Consider the following 16,231-nt stretch of genomic DNA (forward strand, 5'->3'; position numbering starts at 1 on the left):
CTGTGGGAGCGGGTTTACCCGCGAAGAGGCCCTCACAAGCGGAACGCGCGCACCGCCGTATTCAACTCGCCCCCCAGCTTGAGCAACTGCTCGCCCTGCTCACGCCCTTCGCCAATGCGCTGCAGGTTGTCCTCGCCCAGCTCATGAATCCGCTCGCTGTGATCGCGGATCTCGCTCACCGCGCCGGTCTGCTGCGCGGTCACATCGGCGATCCGCACCGCCGTGTCGGCAATGGTGCGGATGGCGCTGACGATCGCATCCAGCGCGCCATCGGCCGACTGCGCCTGGTTGGCCGTGGCCTCGGCATGTTCCAACTGGGTGCGCATGCCGTCCACCGAACTGCGGGCGGCCTGCTGCAGGCGGTCGATCAGCGCCTGGATCTCGCCGGTGGCGCCGGTGGTGCGCTGGGCCAGCGAGCGTACTTCATCCGCGACCACGGCGAAGCCACGGCCCATCTCGCCGGCCCGGGCCGCTTCGATGGCGGCGTTTAGGGCCAGCAGGTTGGTCTGCTCGGCAATCGCCCGGATCACCGTGAGCACGCCGCCGATGGTCGCCGACTCTTCCGCCAGTTGCTCGATCATCCGCGCGTTGCCCTGCACCTCGTCGACCAGCGAACGCAGGCCGGACAGGCTCTGGCCGATCACCGTCTGGCCCTGCTCCACGGCCCGGCCGGCATCGCGGCTGGCCTCGGCGGCGGCGCTGGCGTCGCCGGCCACCTGCTGGATGGTCGCCTCCAGCTCGCCCAGGGCGTCGCGGATCTGCGCCGTGTCGCCGGCCTGGCGCTCGGCGCCGTCGTGCAGGGCGCTGCTCATGCCGGCCAGGGCATGGCTGCTGCCGGCCACCTGCTCGGCGTTGTGGCGGATGGTGCCGACCAGCTCCACCAAGTACTGGCGCAGGCGGTTCAGCGATTCCTGGATATCGTGCAGCTCGCGGTTGGTGCGGCCCAGGGCGATGGCCTGGGCGAAGTCGCCCTCGGCCCAGCGCGACAGCGCCGGCGCCAGGCCGGTCAGGGTACGTGCCAGGCGACGCTGCAGGGTGTCGATCAGCAGGGCGATCAGCAGGATCAGGCCGATCATCAGGCCCTGGATCAGGCGCACCTCGCCGGCGATGGTGGCGTGCAGGCCGCGCACCTCGGGCTCGAGACCGGCGATGGCCTGCTGCACCGCTTCCAGGCGCTCGCCGGTGCTGGCGGCCAGGGCGGCGCGGCGCTCGATCTGCTCGCGGGTGCGCTGCAGTTCGCCGGGGTAGCGGCCGAGCAGGCTGTGCAGCTCGCGCTTGAGGCCCACGGCGACGTCTTCCTGCTGGCTACTGGCCTGGGATTCCAGGCCCATCATCGCGGCGAAGTCGTCGGCGTTGGATTCGGCGGCGCGGGTCACCCCCAGCAGCGGCAGGCCGTCGATGGCCTGGGCCTGGGCGGCGATCAGTTGCAGTTCGCGCTCTACCTCGGCGGCCAGTTCGGCGCGGCCGCTGCTGACCAGCTTGTCGCGGGCCAGGGACAGCCGGCCCAAGTGCAGCGAGGCCTCCAGCAGTGGTGTCAGGTAACGACTGGCATCGCTGCTGGCGCTGTCACGGGCGTAGCCGGCCAGTTGTTCGAGGTTGGCCCCCAGCTCCCGCTCGGCCTGCAGCAGCAGGGCCTGGGGATCGCCCGCCAGCTTGCCGGCGGCGAGCAGTTCGTTGGCGGTGAAGCCTTGCAGGCTGTCGAGGCTCGGGCGCAGCTTGGCCGACAGATCCTCGGGCCAGTCGGCCAGGGCGGCCTGCAACTGCTTGTTGGCCTCCATGGCTGCGGCATGGCGCAGGGCATCGCCGCTGCCCAGGTAGGCCTGGATATTGCGCGCGGCGTCGTTCTGGAACTGCTGGGACAGGCCCAGGTAGCGCTCCATCAGTTGGTAGGGACGTTCCAGGGCGCGTTGCGACCACCACAGGGTCGCGCCCAGGGCGATACACACGGTCACCAGCAACAGGGTGTTGAAATTGGTCAGCCACTTCAGGCGCATAGCCGCGAACTTCCTGCGGAGGGGGAGTGGAGAGGTCGGGGCCTGAAGTTATTGCGATTTTGTGACGGGGTGATGACGGCGGAGGGTTGGCGCCATAAAAAAGTGGCACAGTGCCTGTATTGTTTTGCCGGTTGCTCTCTGTAGGAGCGGTCTTGCGCCGCGAAAGGGCTGCGCAGCAGCCCCAGGGTTTGTGCATCGGTGCAAAGAATGTCGGGGCCGCTATGCGGCCCTTTCGCGGCGCAAGGCCGCTCCTACATACACACACCGGCTCATGTCGGCAGTTACGGCTCGACCCTGACCACGCAGTTGCGCCCGGCATGCTTGGCCCGGTACAGCGCCTCGTCCGCCGCACTGGCCATGGTCAGCGCATCGAGGCTGTCGTCCAGTTGCACCACCCCGGCACTGAAGGTGCACTGCAGGTCATGCGGTTGGGCCGGGTAGTGGATCTCGGCGAAGCGCCGGCGGATCTCGTCGAGCACCTTGTGCGCCGCCTCCAGCGCGGTGTTGGGCATGACGATGGCGAACTCCTCGCCGCCGTAGCGGCCGATGAAGTCGGTCTTGCGCAGGCGCTGCTTGAGGAACAGCGCCAGGCTCTTGATCACCCGGTCGCCCATGGGGTGGCCGTGGCGGTCGTTGATCTTCTTGAAGTGGTCGATGTCGAGCATGGCGAAGCTCAGCGGCTGCGCTTCGCGGCGGGCGCGGAAGCTGCAGTCCTCGAGCAGTTGCAGGATGTGGGTGTGGTTGTACAGCCCGGTGAGGCTGTCGCGGACCATCCGCGCCTTGAGGTGGCGGGCGCGGGCGGCGCGGTTGCGCACGGTGGTCACCAGGTGCCGCGAGCGGATCGGCTTGGTGAGGAAGTCGTCGCCGCCTTCGCTCATGGCGTCGAGCTGCTTGTCCAGGTCGTCCTCGGCCGACAGGTAGATGATCGGCACGCTGACGTAGCGGTCGTTGTGGCGGATCACCTTGGCCAGCTCCGGGCCGGTGCACTCGGGCATGTACATGTCGAGGATGATCAGGTCGGGCTGGAAGTCGGCCAGCTCGCTCATGGTACGGATCGGCTCGGTCAGGGTGCGGGTGATGATCCCGGCGCTGTTGAGCAGGCGCTCGGTGTGCAGGGCCTGGGCGCGGGAGTCGTCGATCACCAGCACGCGAAACGGGTCGTACTGGGTGGCGCTGGTCAGCAGCTCGAGTTTTTCCAGCAGGCTGGAGGCGTCCAGGGTGCCGGTGAGGAACTCCTGGCCGCCGGCGCGCACGGCGGCCAGGCGGGTCGGGGTGTCGGTTTCGTGCAGGCAGAAGAACAGCAGCGGCACCGGCTGCTCCAGCCCCTGCTGGGCCTGGGCCGCCAGTTGCAGGCCGACGCCGGCGCCGGTGAAGTCCACGTCCATGACGATGGCCGACGGCAGGCGCTCACTCATCGACGCCTGGAACGCCTCGGCGCTGCACAGCGCCTGCACGGTCAGGCCGAAGAATTCCAGCTGCTGGGCCAGGCGCTCGGCGCGGTCGTGGTCCTGCAGCACGATGTACACCGGCTTGCGCAGTGGCGGCAGGGGCACGTTGTCGAGCTGGTCGCCCTTGCGCAGGCCGGTGCGCGACAGGCGCTGCATCAGGCGGTTGAGTTCGCTGATCAGCTCGGAGTTGAGCCGCGCGCTGTTGGCCTCGATGGCGCGCAGGGTCTGGCCGATGGCCGTCGACAGGCTGCCGTGCTCGGGTTGCTCGAAGCGTTCGGCGTAGCGCTGCAGGCGCAGGTTGGCCTCGCACAAGTCGCCCAGGTCGCCGCTGGACCACTCGCCACGCTGCAGGCGCTGCCAGATCTCGAGGATCTGCCGGGCCTGGTGGATCACCCGCTGGGCAAAGTGCTGCTTGAGGCGTTCGTGGCTCGGCTCGGCTGGCTGGGTCATGTCCTGACTACTTATGAGTGGGAGGGCGCAGGTTCAATGATGGCTCTATGCTAGCACTGCTTTTCCGACAAGCGAGTGCCTGGGGTCAACAAAGTGTTCAGGGACCGTCATTCAGTTGCCGACCCGATGGTCGCTTATACGAATGGCGGCGTCTGCTTTATAGTGCTGGCATGCGGGCTTGTCGTGGCACCCTGGCCGAGGCCTGTGGTCCAAGCCCTGAACCGTTCGTGACTGATTAAGGACAATGCCATGCTGGATTGGAAAAACCGCGAGGCCAAGGCCGAGCCCCGTGAGCGGGTCGAAACCCGCGGCGCCGCCACCCGTAGCTACCTCGGCGGCCTCTGGAGCCGTGCCCTGGGCACCCTGATCGGCCTGTACCTGCTGGTGTGCATCGGCCTGGGCTGGTACTGGAGCCAGGAGCCCGAGCTGTTCCCGGTGCAGCAGAACGCCCAGGCCGCCGCCGAGCGCAACGGCCAGCAGATGGTGGTCGGCTATACCACCGTCGAGACCCTCAAGACCGTCGCCGGCACCCTGCTCGACAAGCCCGGCGGCTACATTTCCAACGACCGCTTCCCGCCAGGGCTGTGGATGGACAACATGCCGAGCTGGGAATACGGCGTGCTGGTCCAGGTACGTGACCTGTCCCGCGCCCTGCGCAAGGACTTCGCCCGCTCCCAGTCGCAGTCGACCGAGGACGCCGACCTGGCCAAGGCCGAGCCGCGCTTCAACTTCGACAACAAGAGCTGGATCCTGCCGTCGAGCGAGTCGGAGTTCGAAGAGGGCATCAAGTCGCTGAACCGTTACCAGACCCGTCTGGCCAAGGGTGACCAGGGCGCGATCTTCTACACCCGCGCCGACAACCTCAACAACTGGCTGGGCGACGTGGCCACCCGCCTGGGCTCGCTGTCGCAGCGCCTGTCGGCCAGCGTCGGCCGGGTCAAGCTGAACAACACCCTGAAGACCGAGGCCGTGGCCCCTGGCCAGGCGCCGCAGGTCGACGAGGAAGTGGTCGAGACCCCGTGGCTGCAGATCGACAACGTGTTCTACGAAGCCCGCGGCCAGGCCTGGGCGTTGTCGCACCTGCTGCGCGCCATCGAGGTCGACTTCGCCGACGTGCTGGCGAAGAAGAACGCCACGGTCAGCGTTCGGCAGATCATCCGCGAGCTGGAAGCCTCGCAGGAAGCGCTGTGGAGCCCGATGGTGCTCAACGGCAGCGGCTTCGGCATGTGGGCCAACCACTCGCTGGTGATGGCCAACTACATCTCCCGGGCCAACGCCGCGGTCATCGACCTGCGCCAACTGCTGTCCCAGGGCTGAGATGCCGGTCAATCCTGCCGAGGTCGCGCACCGCGCGGCCTCCGACGCCGAGCTGGTGGCCTGGGTGGACGAGCATGACCAACTGCTCGGCGCCCTGCCACGGGCCGAGCTGCGCGAGCGCGGCCTGATCGGGCGCTGCACCTTCATCCTGCTGTTCAACGGCGCGGGTGAGCTGTGCGTGCACCGGCGCACCCTGAGCAAGGCGCTGTATCCCGGTTACTGGGATGTGGCGGCCGGCGGCATGGTCGGGGTGCAGGAGTCCTACGCCGACTCGGCGGCCCGGGAGCTTGCCGAGGAGCTGGGGGTGAGTGGCGTCGAGTTGCGTTTTCACGAGACGTTCTACTTCGAGCAGCCGGGCAGCCGCCTGTGGTGCGCGGTGTATTCGGCGGTGTGGGACGGGGCGCTGCGCTTGCAGCCCGAGGAGGTCATCGAGGCGCGGTTCATCAGCGTCGAGCAGGCCCAGGCCGAAAGCGCGCAGCGGCCGTATTGCCCGGATTCGCTGGTGGCGTTGCAGCGGTACCAGGCTGGCCTGATCTGATGGGGGCGCTTTGCGCCCCTTTCGCGGCACAAGGCCGCTCCTACAGGGATTCGCGATCCCTTGTAGGAGCGGCCTTGTGCCGCGAAAGGGCTGCGAAGCAGACCCTGGGGCCCAAAGGTCGCAAAACTTTCGTAAAATGGCGCAATCCTGTACTTAGCAACAGCCAGATTTATCGTTACACTGCGCGCCCTTTTCGGGCTGTCGCATGACCTTGCGGCAGTAGCGCCGCCCCTGCCAGAGTGGGGCTTCGCGGTCGGCTCCCGCCGACCAGTTTTTTGTCCTCGGCACAGAGGAACAAAAGTGGCCAAGAAAGCTTCTTCCTTCGCCGCCCTTGGCGGTCTCGTTTATTCCACCGATGCCGGTCGGCACTGTCCCGACTGCGGCCAGCCGGTGGACGCCTGCATCTGCAAGCAGCAGGTCATCCCAGAAGGCGATGGCATTGCCCGTGTGCGTCGTGAAAGCAAAGGTCGCGGCGGCAAGACCGTGACCACCATCACCGGCGTGCCGCTGCCCCTCGAACAGCTCAAGGAGCTCGCCAGCACGCTCAAGCGTCGTTGCGGCACCGGCGGCGCGCTCAAGGACGGGGTCATCGAGATTCAGGGCGACCACGTCGAACTGTTGCTCGGCGAGCTGATCAAACAGGGCTTCAAGGCGAAGAAATCCGGCGGCTGAGGCCGTCGCGCGACTTTTCGCCCAGCGCTTTCTAAACTCGATGCCGTGGCCAGGGTCTATCCGGGGGCACGGACGATTCGTCATTTTCAGCTTCTACACTGCGCCCGCCACCTGACGGGGCAGTGTCTTGGACTTATCTATAGGGGACTTGAATGTCCGTACGACGCACACGCAAAGACGATGGTAGCCAATGGACCGTGGCCGACAGCCGCAGTGTTTATGGCATCCGCCATTGGGGCGCTGGTTATTTCGCCATCAATGAAGCCGGGCGCGTCGAAGTGCGCCCCAACGGCCCGGACAGCGCGCCGATCGACCTGTTCGAGCAGGTCCAGGAGCTGCGCCAGAGCGGCCTGTCGCTGCCACTGCTGGTTCGTTTCCCCGACATCCTGCAGGACCGCGTGCGCCAGCTGACCGGCGCCTTCGACGCCAACATCGCGCGCCTGGAGTACCAGAGCCAGTACACCGCGCTGTACCCGATCAAGGTCAACCAGCAGGAAGCGGTGGTCGAGAACATCATCGCCACCCAGAACGTCTCCATCGGCCTGGAAGCCGGCTCCAAGCCCGAGCTGCTGGCGGTGCTGGCGCTGGCGCCGAAGGGCGGCACCATCGTCTGCAACGGCTACAAGGACCGCGAGTTCATCCGCCTGGCGCTGATGGGCCAGAAGCTCGGCCACAACGTGTTCATCGTCATCGAGAAGGAATCCGAGGTCGCCCTGGTGATCGAGGAAGCCGCGGAGCTGAAGGTCAAGCCACAAGTCGGCCTGCGCGTTCGCCTGTCGTCGCTGGCCTCGAGCAAGTGGGCCGACACCGGCGGCGAGAAGTCCAAGTTCGGCCTGTCTGCCGCCCAGCTGATCTCGGTGGTGCAGCGCTTCCGTGACGCAGGCCTGGACCAGGGCATCCGCCTGCTGCACTTCCACATGGGTTCGCAGATCGCCAACCTGGCCGACTACCAGCACGGCTTCAAGGAAGCCATCCGCTACTACGGCGAGCTGCGTGCCCTGGGCCTGCCGGTCGATCACATCGACGTCGGCGGCGGCCTGGGCGTGGACTACGACGGCACCCACTCGCGCAACGCCAGCTCGATCAACTACGACATGGACGACTACGCCGGCGTGGTGGTCGGGATGCTCAAGGAGTTCTGCGACGCGCAGGGCCTGCCGCACCCGCACATCTTCTCCGAAAGCGGCCGCTCGCTGACCGCGCACCACGCCATGCTGGTGATCCAGGTGACCGACGTCGAAAGCCACAACGACGAGATGCCGACCATCGAGAACAAAGAGTCGCTGCCCGAGACCGTGCAGTGGCTGGCCGACCTGCTCGGTCCCACCGACATCGAGATGGTCACCGAGACCTACTGGCGCGCCACCCACTACATGGGCGACGTGGCCGCGCAGTACGCCGACGGCAAGCTGACCCTGGCTGAAAAGGCCCTGGCCGAGCAGTGCTACTTCGCCGTGTGCCGCCGCCTGCACAACTCGCTCAAGGCCCGCCAGCGCTCGCACCGCCAGGTGCTGGACGAGCTGAACGACAAGCTGGCCGACAAGTACATCTGCAACTTCTCGGTGTTCCAGAGCCTGCCGGACACCTGGGCCATCGGCCAGGTGCTGCCGATCATCCCGCTGCACCGCCTGGACGAAGAGCCGCTGCGCCGCGCCGTGCTGCAGGACCTGACCTGCGACTCCGACGGCAAGATCAACCAGTACGTCGACGAGCAGAGCATCGAGACCAGCATGCCGGTGCACGCGGTCAAGGAAGGCGAGGACTACCTGCTGGGCGTGTTCCTGGTGGGCGCGTACCAGGAGATCCTCGGCGACATGCACAACCTGTTCGGTGACACCGACTCGGTGAACATCTACCAGAACGCCGACGGCAGCGTGTACCACGCCGGCATCGAGACCCACGACACCATCGAGGACATGCTGCGCTACGTGCACCTGTCGCCGGAGGAGTTGATGACCCACTACCGCGACAAGGTGGCCAGCGCACGGATCAGCGCGCGCGAGCGCACGCAGTTCCTTGATGCGTTGCGGCTTGGGTTGACCCGGTCTTCGTACCTGTCTTCATAAACGCCGGGCCGCTTTGCGGCCCTTTCGTGGCACGAGGCCTCTCCTACAGGGAGAATGCACACCCCTGTAGGAGCGGCCTTGCCGAGGCGTCGGACCGGCCGGAAAGGGCCTCACCGAAAGCACAATCTGAAACGCTTTCTTCAAAAGCTGTCCGCCCCATGCGACTACCTTTGAATGCAATGTTCAAGGGAGTGACTCATGGTGCATCAAGGTAACCACCGCCTGCGTAGAGGGCGCTTTTCAGAGGCAGGTCGTCCGTACCTGCTTACAACCACTACCCGCAATCGCACTGCACTGTTTACTGACCTGCGTTTCGCCAGGGCAGTTATCCAGCAACTTCGCTTGAGCGAGCAGGAAGGCACTTGCCAGTCCTTGGCTTGGGTACTCATGCCTGATCACCTGCACTGGCTGGTCGAACTCAGGCAAGGCAGTTTGAGCAGTCTGATGCGTGTGTTCAAATCCTGAAGCAGTTGCGCACTCTTTCGTGTCGGAGTGGATCGTCAACGTGTCTGGCAACCCGGCTTTCATGATCGGGCTTTGCGTCGAGACGATAACGTCAAGGCCGCTGCCCGCTATATCATCGCCAACCCCATTCGTGCCGGGCTGGTTCAGCGTGCTGGTGAGTATTCACATTGGGATTGTGTGTGGCTGTAACCCGGCAGGTGAGGGCTGCGCCCTCATTTCGCGGCACAAGGCCGCTCCTACAGAAGACCGCGATCCCATGTAGGAGCGGCCTCGTGCCGCGAAAGGGCCGCAAAGCGGCCCCAACGTCACTGAATCCAACGTCCCTTTTCCTGCAACCGCCACCCCACCCACCCCAGCGTCCCCGCCCGCAACGCCATGAACCCCAGAAACGCCAGCCACAATCCATGGTTGCCGAACCCTCGCATGACAACCGCCACAGGCAACGCGATCGCCACCGACACCAACATCGCATTGCGCATCTCCCGTGCCCGCGTGGCGCCGATGAACAACCCATCGAGCAGATAGCTCCATACCGCCACCAACGGCAGCACCGCCAGATAAGGCAAGTACGGATACGCCGCCTCGCGCACACTGGCGATATCGGTCTGCAGGTCGATGAACAGATGGCCGCCCAGCAGGAACAGCACCGCAAACCCCAGGCTGACGATCAACGACCACCCGCAGGCCACCACCAGCGCCCGCTTCAGGGCACCGCGATCACGGGCGCCGATGGCATGCCCGCACAGGGCCTCGACCGCATGGGCCAGGCCATCGAGGGCGTAGGCGGTGAGCATCAGCCCGTTGAGCAGCAGGGCATTGGCTGCCACCGTGGCTTCGCCCAGTCGTGCGCCCTGCACGGTCAGCAGCAGGAACACCAGCTGCAGCGCCAGGCTGCGCAGGAAGATATCGCGGTTCACCGCCAGCAGGGGCCGCCAGGCCTGCCAGCGCTTCAGCGCAGTCCAGGCGATATGCCCGGGGTAGGCGCGTAGCGCCGGGCGGGTGAGGGCCAGGCCGAGCAGGGCGGCGCACCACTCGGCGATCACCGAGGCCCGTGCCGAGCCGACCACGCCCCAGTCCAGGCCAAGCACGAACCACAGGTTCAGGGCGATGTTCAGCAGGTTGGTGGTCAGCAGGATCGCCAGCGGCGCCCGGGCGTTCTGCGTGCCGAGGAACCAGCCGACCAGGGCGTAGCTGGCCAGCGCCGCCGGCAGGCCGAGCAGGCGGGTGTGGAAGAACGCCTCGGTGGAGGCATGCAGCGCCTCGCTGGGCTGCATCGCGTGCAGCGCCAGCTGGCTGAAGGGCAGGGCGAGCAGGCCGATCAGCAGGGCGAAGGCCAGCGCCAGCAGCAGCCCCTGTACCAGCACCTGACGCAGCGCGGCGCCGTCGGCGCGGCCGGCGGCCTGGGCGGCGAAGCCGGTGGAGCCCATGCGCAGGAAGCCCATCAGCCCGGCCATGAAGGTGAACAGGGTGGCGCCCACGGCCACCGCGCCCAACTGGTGGGCGTGGGGCAGGTGGCCGATCACCGTGCTGTCGACCAGCGCCACCAGCGGCACCGAGATGTTGGACAGGATCATCGGCGCGGCCAGGGCCCAGACCTTGTGGTGGGTGGGGCGGTCGCGCCAGGCGGTGGACAGTGAAGACATGCGGGCTCCAGCGGGGGATGCAAATTGGGCAATCGCGGGGCAAGCCCGCTCCCACGCAAGTGCACTTCATCACGTGGGAGCGGGCTTGCCCCGCGATTGCCGAACGGATTGTACCGGCCCGGCAACCAATCGGCGCGAACAGGGTCTCACTTGCCGCGTATCGCCAGGTAAGCCCCGCGACGTTGCGCTATAGTTGCCCCCCTCACGTACACGCTGCCGAAGAGTTCTCTCTCAAATGCTCAACAAAGGATTGTTGCTGGCCTGCGCGCTGGCCCTGCTCAGTGCTTGTGATTCCTCCACGCCGGACAAGCCATCGGCGCCTGCCGATGCCGCCACCGCCGTCGCGCCCGCCGAAACCAAGGCGGCCAAGCGCGAAGACCCGGCAGTGCTCGCCAAGCGCTACGCCGGCCGCGAGCTGACCGTGCTGGACGTCTCGGAAGTCCAGCTCGACGGCGCCAGCACCCTGTCGGTCAGCGTCTCCGCGCCGCTGGACGCCAACCAGGACTTCGCCGCCAAGCTGCACCTGGTCGACACCGTCAAGGGCAAGGTCGACGGTGCCTGGGAACTCTCCGACAACCAGATGGAGCTGCGCCTGCGCCACCTGGAACCGCAGCGCAAGATGGTCCTGACCATCGACAAGGGCTTGCTCTCGGTCAACGGCAATCAGCTTGAAGCCGAATCGGTCAGTCGCTTCGAGACCCGCGACATGCAGCCCACCGTGGGCTTCGCCAGCCGCGGTTCACTGCTGCCCACGCGCCTGGCCGAAGGCCTGCCGGTGATCGCCCTGAACGTCGACAAGGTCGATGTCGAGTTCTTCCGCATCAAGCCGGACATGCTCTCCAGCTTCTTGGTCAACTGGGGCCGCAACTCAAGCCTGTACTACTACCAGTCCAAGGAAACCCTGGAGATGGCCGAGCTGGTCTACAGCGGCCGCTTCGACCTCAACCCCGCGCGCAACACCCGCGAGACCGTGCTGCTGCCGATTGCCGGGATCAAGCCGCTGCAGGAGCCGGGTGTGTACCTGGCAGTGATGCGCGCCTCGGGTACCTATGACTATTCGCAGCCAGCGACCCTGTTCACCCTGAGCGACATCGGCGTCTCCGCCCACCGCTACCGCGACCGCCTGGACGTGTTCGCCCAGGCCCTGGAAGGCGGCAAGGCGCTCAAGGACGTCACCCTCGAGCTGCACGACGACAAGGGCAAGCTGCTGGCCCAGGCCAAGACCGACGGCGATGGCCATGCCCAGCTGCCGATCACCGCCAAGGCCGATACCCTGATCGCCACCCAGGGCGTGCACACCACCCTGTTGCGCCTGAACACCGCCGCCCTGGACCTGGCCGAGTTCGACATCACCGGGCCCCAGGCCAACCCGCTGCAGTTCTTTATCTTCGGCCCACGCGACCTCTATCGCCCGGGCGAGACCGTGCTGCTCAACGGCCTGCTGCGCGACCAGGACGGCAAGCCGGTCAAGGCCCAGCCGGTGAGCGTGGAAGTGCGCCGCCCGGACGAACAGGTCAGCCGCAAGTTCGTCTGGGAGGCCGACAAGAACGGCCTGTTCCAGTACCAGCTGCAACTGGCCACCGAGGCCCCGACCGGCCGCTGGCAACTGCTGCTGGACCTGGGCGGTGGCCGCAAGCAGGTCTACGAGTTCCTCGTCGAGGACTTCCTCCCCGAGCGCCTGGCGCTGGAGCTCAAGGGCAGCAGCACGCCGCTGGCGCCGGATGAGACCGCCACCATCCAGGTCAATGGCCGTTACCTCTACGGCGCGCCGGCCGCCGGCAATCGTCTCAGCGGCCAGGCCTACGTGCGCCCGCTGCGCGAAGCGGTGAAGGCGCTGCCGGGCTACCAGTTCGGCGCGGTCACCGAGACCGACCTGAACCAGGACCTGGAACTGGACGAAGTCACCCTCGACCAGAACGGCAAGGCCCGCATCGATATCGAAAGCCGCTGGGCCGAAGCCCGCTCGCCGCTGCAACTGACCGTGCAGGCCAGCCTGCAGGAGTCCGGCGGCCGGCCGATCACCCGGCGCCTGGAGCAGCCGATCTGGCCCGCCGACCGCCTGCCGGGCCTGCGCGGCCTGTTCGACGGCGAAGAGACCGACGGCGACGGCCCGGTGGAATTCGAGTTCCTGGTGGCCGACCGCAACGGCAAGAAACTGGCCGCCGACAACCTGAAGGTGCGCCTGATCCGCGAGCGCCGCGACTACTACTGGAACTACTCGCAGAGCGACGGCTGGAGCTACAACTACAACGAAAAATTCCTCACCCAGGCCGAGGAGACCGTCAGTGTGAAGGCCGGCTCCACCGCCAAGCTGAACTTCCAGGTGGAGTGGGGCCCGTACCGCGTCGAGGTGGAAGACCCGCAGACCGGCCTGGTCTCCAGCGCGCGCTTCTGGGCTGGCTACCGCGCCCAGGACAACGCCGAGGGCGGCGCCGTGCGCCCCGACCAGGTCAAGATCGCCCTGGACAAGCCGGCCTACAAGGAAGGCGGCACCGCCAAGGTCACCGTCACCCCGCCGGCTGCTGGCAGCGGCTACCTGATGATCGAGTCCGCCGATGGCCCGCTGTGGTGGCAGGAGATCGACGTACCCGCCGAGGGCAAGACCTTCGATGTCGAGCTGGACAAGAAGTGGGCGCGCCACGACCTGTACATCAGCGCCCTGGTGATCCGCCCGGGCGAGCGCAAGGCCAATGCCACGCCGAAACGCGCCGTGGGCGTGCTGCACCTGCCGCTGGACCGCGCCGAGCGCAAGCTGGCCGTGTCGCTGCAGGCGCCGGAGAAGATGCGACCCAAGCAGCCGCTGACGGTCAAGTTCAAGGCGGTCAACGCCGACGGCAGCGTGCCGAAGCAGGTGCACGTACTGCTGTCCGCCGTGGACGTGGGCATCCTCAACATCACCGATTTCAAGACCCCCGACCCGTTCGCCAGCCTGTTCGGCCGCAAGGCCTATGGCGCCGACCAGTTGGACATCTACGGTCAACTGATCGAGGCCGGCCAGGGCCGCCTGGCCAGTCTTGCCTTCGGTGGTGACGCCGCCATGGCCAAGGGTGGCAAGCGCCCGAACACCACGGTGACCATCGTGGCCCAGCAGAGCCTGCCGGTGACCCTCGACGAGAAGGGCGAAGGCCAGGCCACCGTCGAGATCCCCGACTTCAACGGTGAACTGCGCCTGATGGCCCAGGCCTGGACCGAGGAACACTTCGGCATGGCCGAAGGCAAGACCGTGGTCGCCGCGCCGCTGATCGCCGAGCTGTCCGCGCCGCGCTTCCTGGCGGGTGGCGACCGTACCAGCCTGGCGCTGGACCTGGCCAACCTGTCCGGCCGTGCCCAGCAACTGAGCGTGCAACTGAGCGCCGAAGGACAGTTGAGCCTGGTCGGCGGTGCCCAGCAGAACTTCAGCCTGGCCGAAGGCCAGCGCACCACGCTGATGATTCCGGTGCAGGCCCAGGGCGGCCTGGGCCAGGGCAAGGTGCGGGTGCAGGTCAATGGCCTGCAACTGCCGGGCGAGCCAGCCAACACCTTCGAGCGCGAGTGGACCCTGGGCGTGCGCCCGGCCTACCCGGCGATGCTCAAGCACTACCGCGTGGCCCTCAAGGACCAACCCTGGAGCCTGCCGGAGAGCGACCTGGCCGAGTTCGAACCCGCGGGCCTTGAAGCGAGCCTGGCGCTGTCGAGCCGTCCGCCGCTGAACCTGGCCGAGCAGATCCGCGCCCTGGAAGCCTATCCCTACGGCTGCCTGGAGCAGACCACCAGTGGCCTGTACCCGTCGCTGTACGCCGATGCCGACAGCCTCAAGCGCCTGGGCATCAAGGGCGAGCCGGCCGATGTGCGCAAGCGCAAGATCGAGATGGGCATCGAGCACCTGCTGGGCATGCAGCGCTACAACGGCAGCTTCGGCCTGTGGAGCTCGGACAGCGAGGAAGAGTACTGGCTGACCGCCTACGTCACCGACTTCCTGCTGCGTGCTCGCGAGCAAGGCTACGGCGTACCGGCCGAAGTGCTGAAGAAGGCCAGCGAGCGCCTGCTGCGGTATGTGCAGGAGCGCAACCTGATCGAAGTCGACTACAGCCAGAACGCCGACCACACCCGTTTCGCCGTGCAGGCCTACGCCGGCCTGGTGCTGGCGCGCAGCCAACAGGCGCCGCTGGGCGCCCTGCGCAGCCTGTTCGAGCGCCGCGCCGACGCTCGCTCCGGCCTGCCGTTGGTGCAACTGGCGGTGGCGCTGGACAAGATGGGCGATAAGCAGCGTTCGCAGCAGGCATTGCAGGCTGGCCTGGCCGTGACCCGCAGTAAAGGCTGGATGGCCGACTATGGCAGCGCCTTGCGTGACCAGGCGCTGATCCTTGCCCTGCTGCAGGAGAACAACCTCGCCGGCAACCAGGTCGACCAGCGTCTGTTCGGCCTGTCCGACGAGCTGGCCGCCAACCGCTGGCTGTCTACCCAGGAGCGCAACGCGCTGTTCCTCGCCGGCCGTGGCCTGCTGGGCAAGCCGGAGGGCAACTGGAAAGCCCGCTTCGACAGCGCCGGTGAAGTGCGTGAGTTCGACAACAACGACTCGGGCATGAAACTCGAAGGCCCGCTGCTGGCCTCGCCGCTGACCCTTCAGAACCAGAGTGGCGACACCCTGTACCAGCAGCTGACCCTGTCTGGCTACCCGCGCCAGGCCCCGGCCGCCAGCGGCAACGGCATGGAGATCCGCCGCGAGTACCTGGGGATGAACGGCCAGGCGCTGGATGTGCGTAACCTGCGCAGCGGCGACCTGGTGCTGGTGCACCTGGCGCTCAAGGCCCAGGACCAGGTGCCGGACGCCCTGGTGGTCGATCTGCTGCCGGCGGGCCTGGAGCTGGAAAACCAGAACCTGGCGCAGAGCGCCGCCAGCCTGGACAACGCCAGCAGCGCGGTGAAGCAGTGGCGCGAGTCGATGCAGAACGCCAGCGTGGTGCACCAGGAATACCGTGACGACCGCTACGTGGCCGCGCTCAAGCTCGACAGCTACGGCACCACCCACCTGCTGTACCTGGCCCGCGCGGTGACCCCGGGCAGCTACCGCATCCCGCCGCCGCAGGTAGAGTCGATGTACCGGCCGAACCTGCAGGCGATCGGCGACAGCCAGGGCGAAATGGTGGTACGCGCCCGCTGAGTCCACACGCCCGATGTAGGAGCGGCCTTGTGCCGCGAAAGGGTCGCGCAGCGGCCCCCCGATCTCGACGTCAACGCGAGAATCGCCGGGGCTGCTACGCAGCCCTTTCGCGGCACAAGGCCGCTCCTACAGGGTTTTCAATGCACTACCCAACTCAACACCCACAACCCCAGCAACGCCCAGATGATCCCGAGGATGATCGACGCCCGCATGAACGCGCGCACCGCCGAGTACAGCAGCATCAGGCCAACGACGAGCGCCAGGATGCTGACCAGCGAGGTGTCCATGCCCAGCGTGCGCGCCAGGCCGTCGATGAAATTGCCACCGGCGTTGGCCAGCAGGTTGAACAACCCGCTCAGGCCGTCGACGATGAAACGGATCACCGAACCCAGTACCTGGCCCAGCCACTCGAAAAAACCTTCTACATGCATAGTCGCTTCCTGATCAACGAATCGGCGATTCCCAGCCTTTGGCCATCATCTGACCCGGTCGGTTCCC

At 66.8% G+C, this 16,231-nt stretch carries 9 protein-coding genes and 1 pseudogene; 6 read left to right on the forward strand and 4 right to left on the reverse strand.

What is annotated here, in order from left to right; all coding sequences use genetic code 11:
* Positions 1-32 precede the first annotated feature (32 nt).
* Both K2O50_RS03395 and K2O50_RS03400 read right to left on the reverse strand, forming a co-directional pair.
* Complete coding sequence (locus tag K2O50_RS03395; protein WP_050703601.1) at positions 33-1,994, reverse strand: methyl-accepting chemotaxis protein; 1,962 nt, start codon at positions 1,992-1,994, stop codon at positions 33-35.
* Between the two features lie 281 nt (positions 1,995-2,275).
* Positions 2,276-3,892, reverse strand: a complete 1,617-nt coding sequence (locus tag K2O50_RS03400; RefSeq protein ID WP_050703602.1) for a diguanylate cyclase — start codon at positions 3,890-3,892, stop codon at positions 2,276-2,278.
* A gap of 249 nt (positions 3,893-4,141) precedes the next feature.
* On the opposite strand from K2O50_RS03400, the gene K2O50_RS03405 reads away from it, so the two are divergent.
* The 5 genes and pseudogenes from K2O50_RS03405 to K2O50_RS03425 all read left to right on the forward strand — a co-directional run bounded on the left by K2O50_RS03405 (position 4,142) and on the right by K2O50_RS03425 (position 9,139).
* Positions 4,142-5,209 (forward strand): DUF2333 family protein, encoded by a 1,068-nt coding sequence (locus K2O50_RS03405; protein ID WP_050703603.1) that lies wholly within the window; start codon positions 4,142-4,144, stop codon positions 5,207-5,209.
* Position 5,210: 1 nt separating this feature from the next.
* Positions 5,211-5,747: an NUDIX hydrolase gene (locus K2O50_RS03410; RefSeq protein ID WP_050703604.1), complete on the forward strand. Its 537-nt coding sequence runs from the start codon at positions 5,211-5,213 to the stop codon at positions 5,745-5,747.
* A 300-nt stretch (positions 5,748-6,047) separates the two neighbouring features.
* Positions 6,048-6,419 carry a translation initiation factor Sui1 gene (locus tag K2O50_RS03415; protein WP_050703605.1) on the forward strand — a complete coding sequence of 124 codons (372 nt, stop codon included), beginning with the start codon at positions 6,048-6,050 and terminating at the stop codon, positions 6,417-6,419.
* A 152-nt stretch (positions 6,420-6,571) separates the two neighbouring features.
* Positions 6,572-8,485, forward strand: coding sequence for an arginine decarboxylase (gene speA / locus K2O50_RS03420; protein ID WP_050703606.1), 1,914 nt, complete (start codon positions 6,572-6,574; stop codon positions 8,483-8,485).
* 198 nt (positions 8,486-8,683) lie between these two features.
* Positions 8,684-9,139, forward strand: a pseudogene (locus K2O50_RS03425) (REP-associated tyrosine transposase).
* Between the two features lie 116 nt (positions 9,140-9,255).
* On the opposite strand, the gene K2O50_RS03430 reads toward K2O50_RS03425, so the two are convergent.
* On the reverse strand, positions 9,256-10,593 hold the full coding sequence (locus tag K2O50_RS03430) for an MATE family efflux transporter (protein ID WP_220689972.1): 1,338 nt from the start codon (positions 10,591-10,593) through the stop codon (positions 9,256-9,258).
* Between the two features lie 235 nt (positions 10,594-10,828).
* On the opposite strand from K2O50_RS03430, the gene K2O50_RS03435 reads away from it, so the two are divergent.
* On the forward strand, positions 10,829-15,733 hold the full coding sequence (locus K2O50_RS03435) for an alpha-2-macroglobulin (protein ID WP_050703607.1): 4,905 nt from the start codon (positions 10,829-10,831) through the stop codon (positions 15,731-15,733).
* A 137-nt stretch (positions 15,734-15,870) separates the two neighbouring features.
* Here K2O50_RS03435 and K2O50_RS03440 read toward each other — a convergent pair whose 3' ends face one another.
* Entirely contained in the window at positions 15,871-16,164 is a 294-nt protein-coding gene (locus K2O50_RS03440) for a hypothetical protein (RefSeq protein WP_050703608.1), read from the reverse strand.
* Positions 16,165-16,231 lie beyond the last annotated feature (67 nt).

Source organism: Pseudomonas sp. 2hn, assembly GCF_019646095.1.
GTDB lineage: Bacteria > Pseudomonadota > Gammaproteobacteria > Pseudomonadales > Pseudomonadaceae > Aquipseudomonas > Aquipseudomonas peradeniyensis.

What these genes read in the sequence shown, in the direction of transcription:
- K2O50_RS03395 (WP_050703601.1), bottom strand. Translation starts at nt 1,994, where the DNA reads ATGCGCCTGAAGTGGCTGACCAATTTCAACACCCTGTTGCTGGTGACC.
- K2O50_RS03400 (WP_050703602.1), bottom strand. Translation starts at nt 3,892, where the DNA reads ATGACCCAGCCAGCCGAGCCGAGCCACGAACGCCTCAAGCAGCACTTT.
- K2O50_RS03405 (WP_050703603.1), top strand. Translation starts at nt 4,142, where the DNA reads ATGCTGGATTGGAAAAACCGCGAGGCCAAGGCCGAGCCCCGTGAGCGG.
- K2O50_RS03410 (WP_050703604.1), top strand. Translation starts at nt 5,211, where the DNA reads ATGCCGGTCAATCCTGCCGAGGTCGCGCACCGCGCGGCCTCCGACGCC.
- speA (WP_050703606.1), top strand. Translation starts at nt 6,572, where the DNA reads ATGTCCGTACGACGCACACGCAAAGACGATGGTAGCCAATGGACCGTG.
- K2O50_RS03430 (WP_220689972.1), bottom strand. Translation starts at nt 10,593, where the DNA reads ATGTCTTCACTGTCCACCGCCTGGCGCGACCGCCCCACCCACCACAAG.
- K2O50_RS03435 (WP_050703607.1), top strand. Translation starts at nt 10,829, where the DNA reads ATGCTCAACAAAGGATTGTTGCTGGCCTGCGCGCTGGCCCTGCTCAGT.
- K2O50_RS03440 (WP_050703608.1), bottom strand. Translation starts at nt 16,164, where the DNA reads ATGCATGTAGAAGGTTTTTTCGAGTGGCTGGGCCAGGTACTGGGTTCG.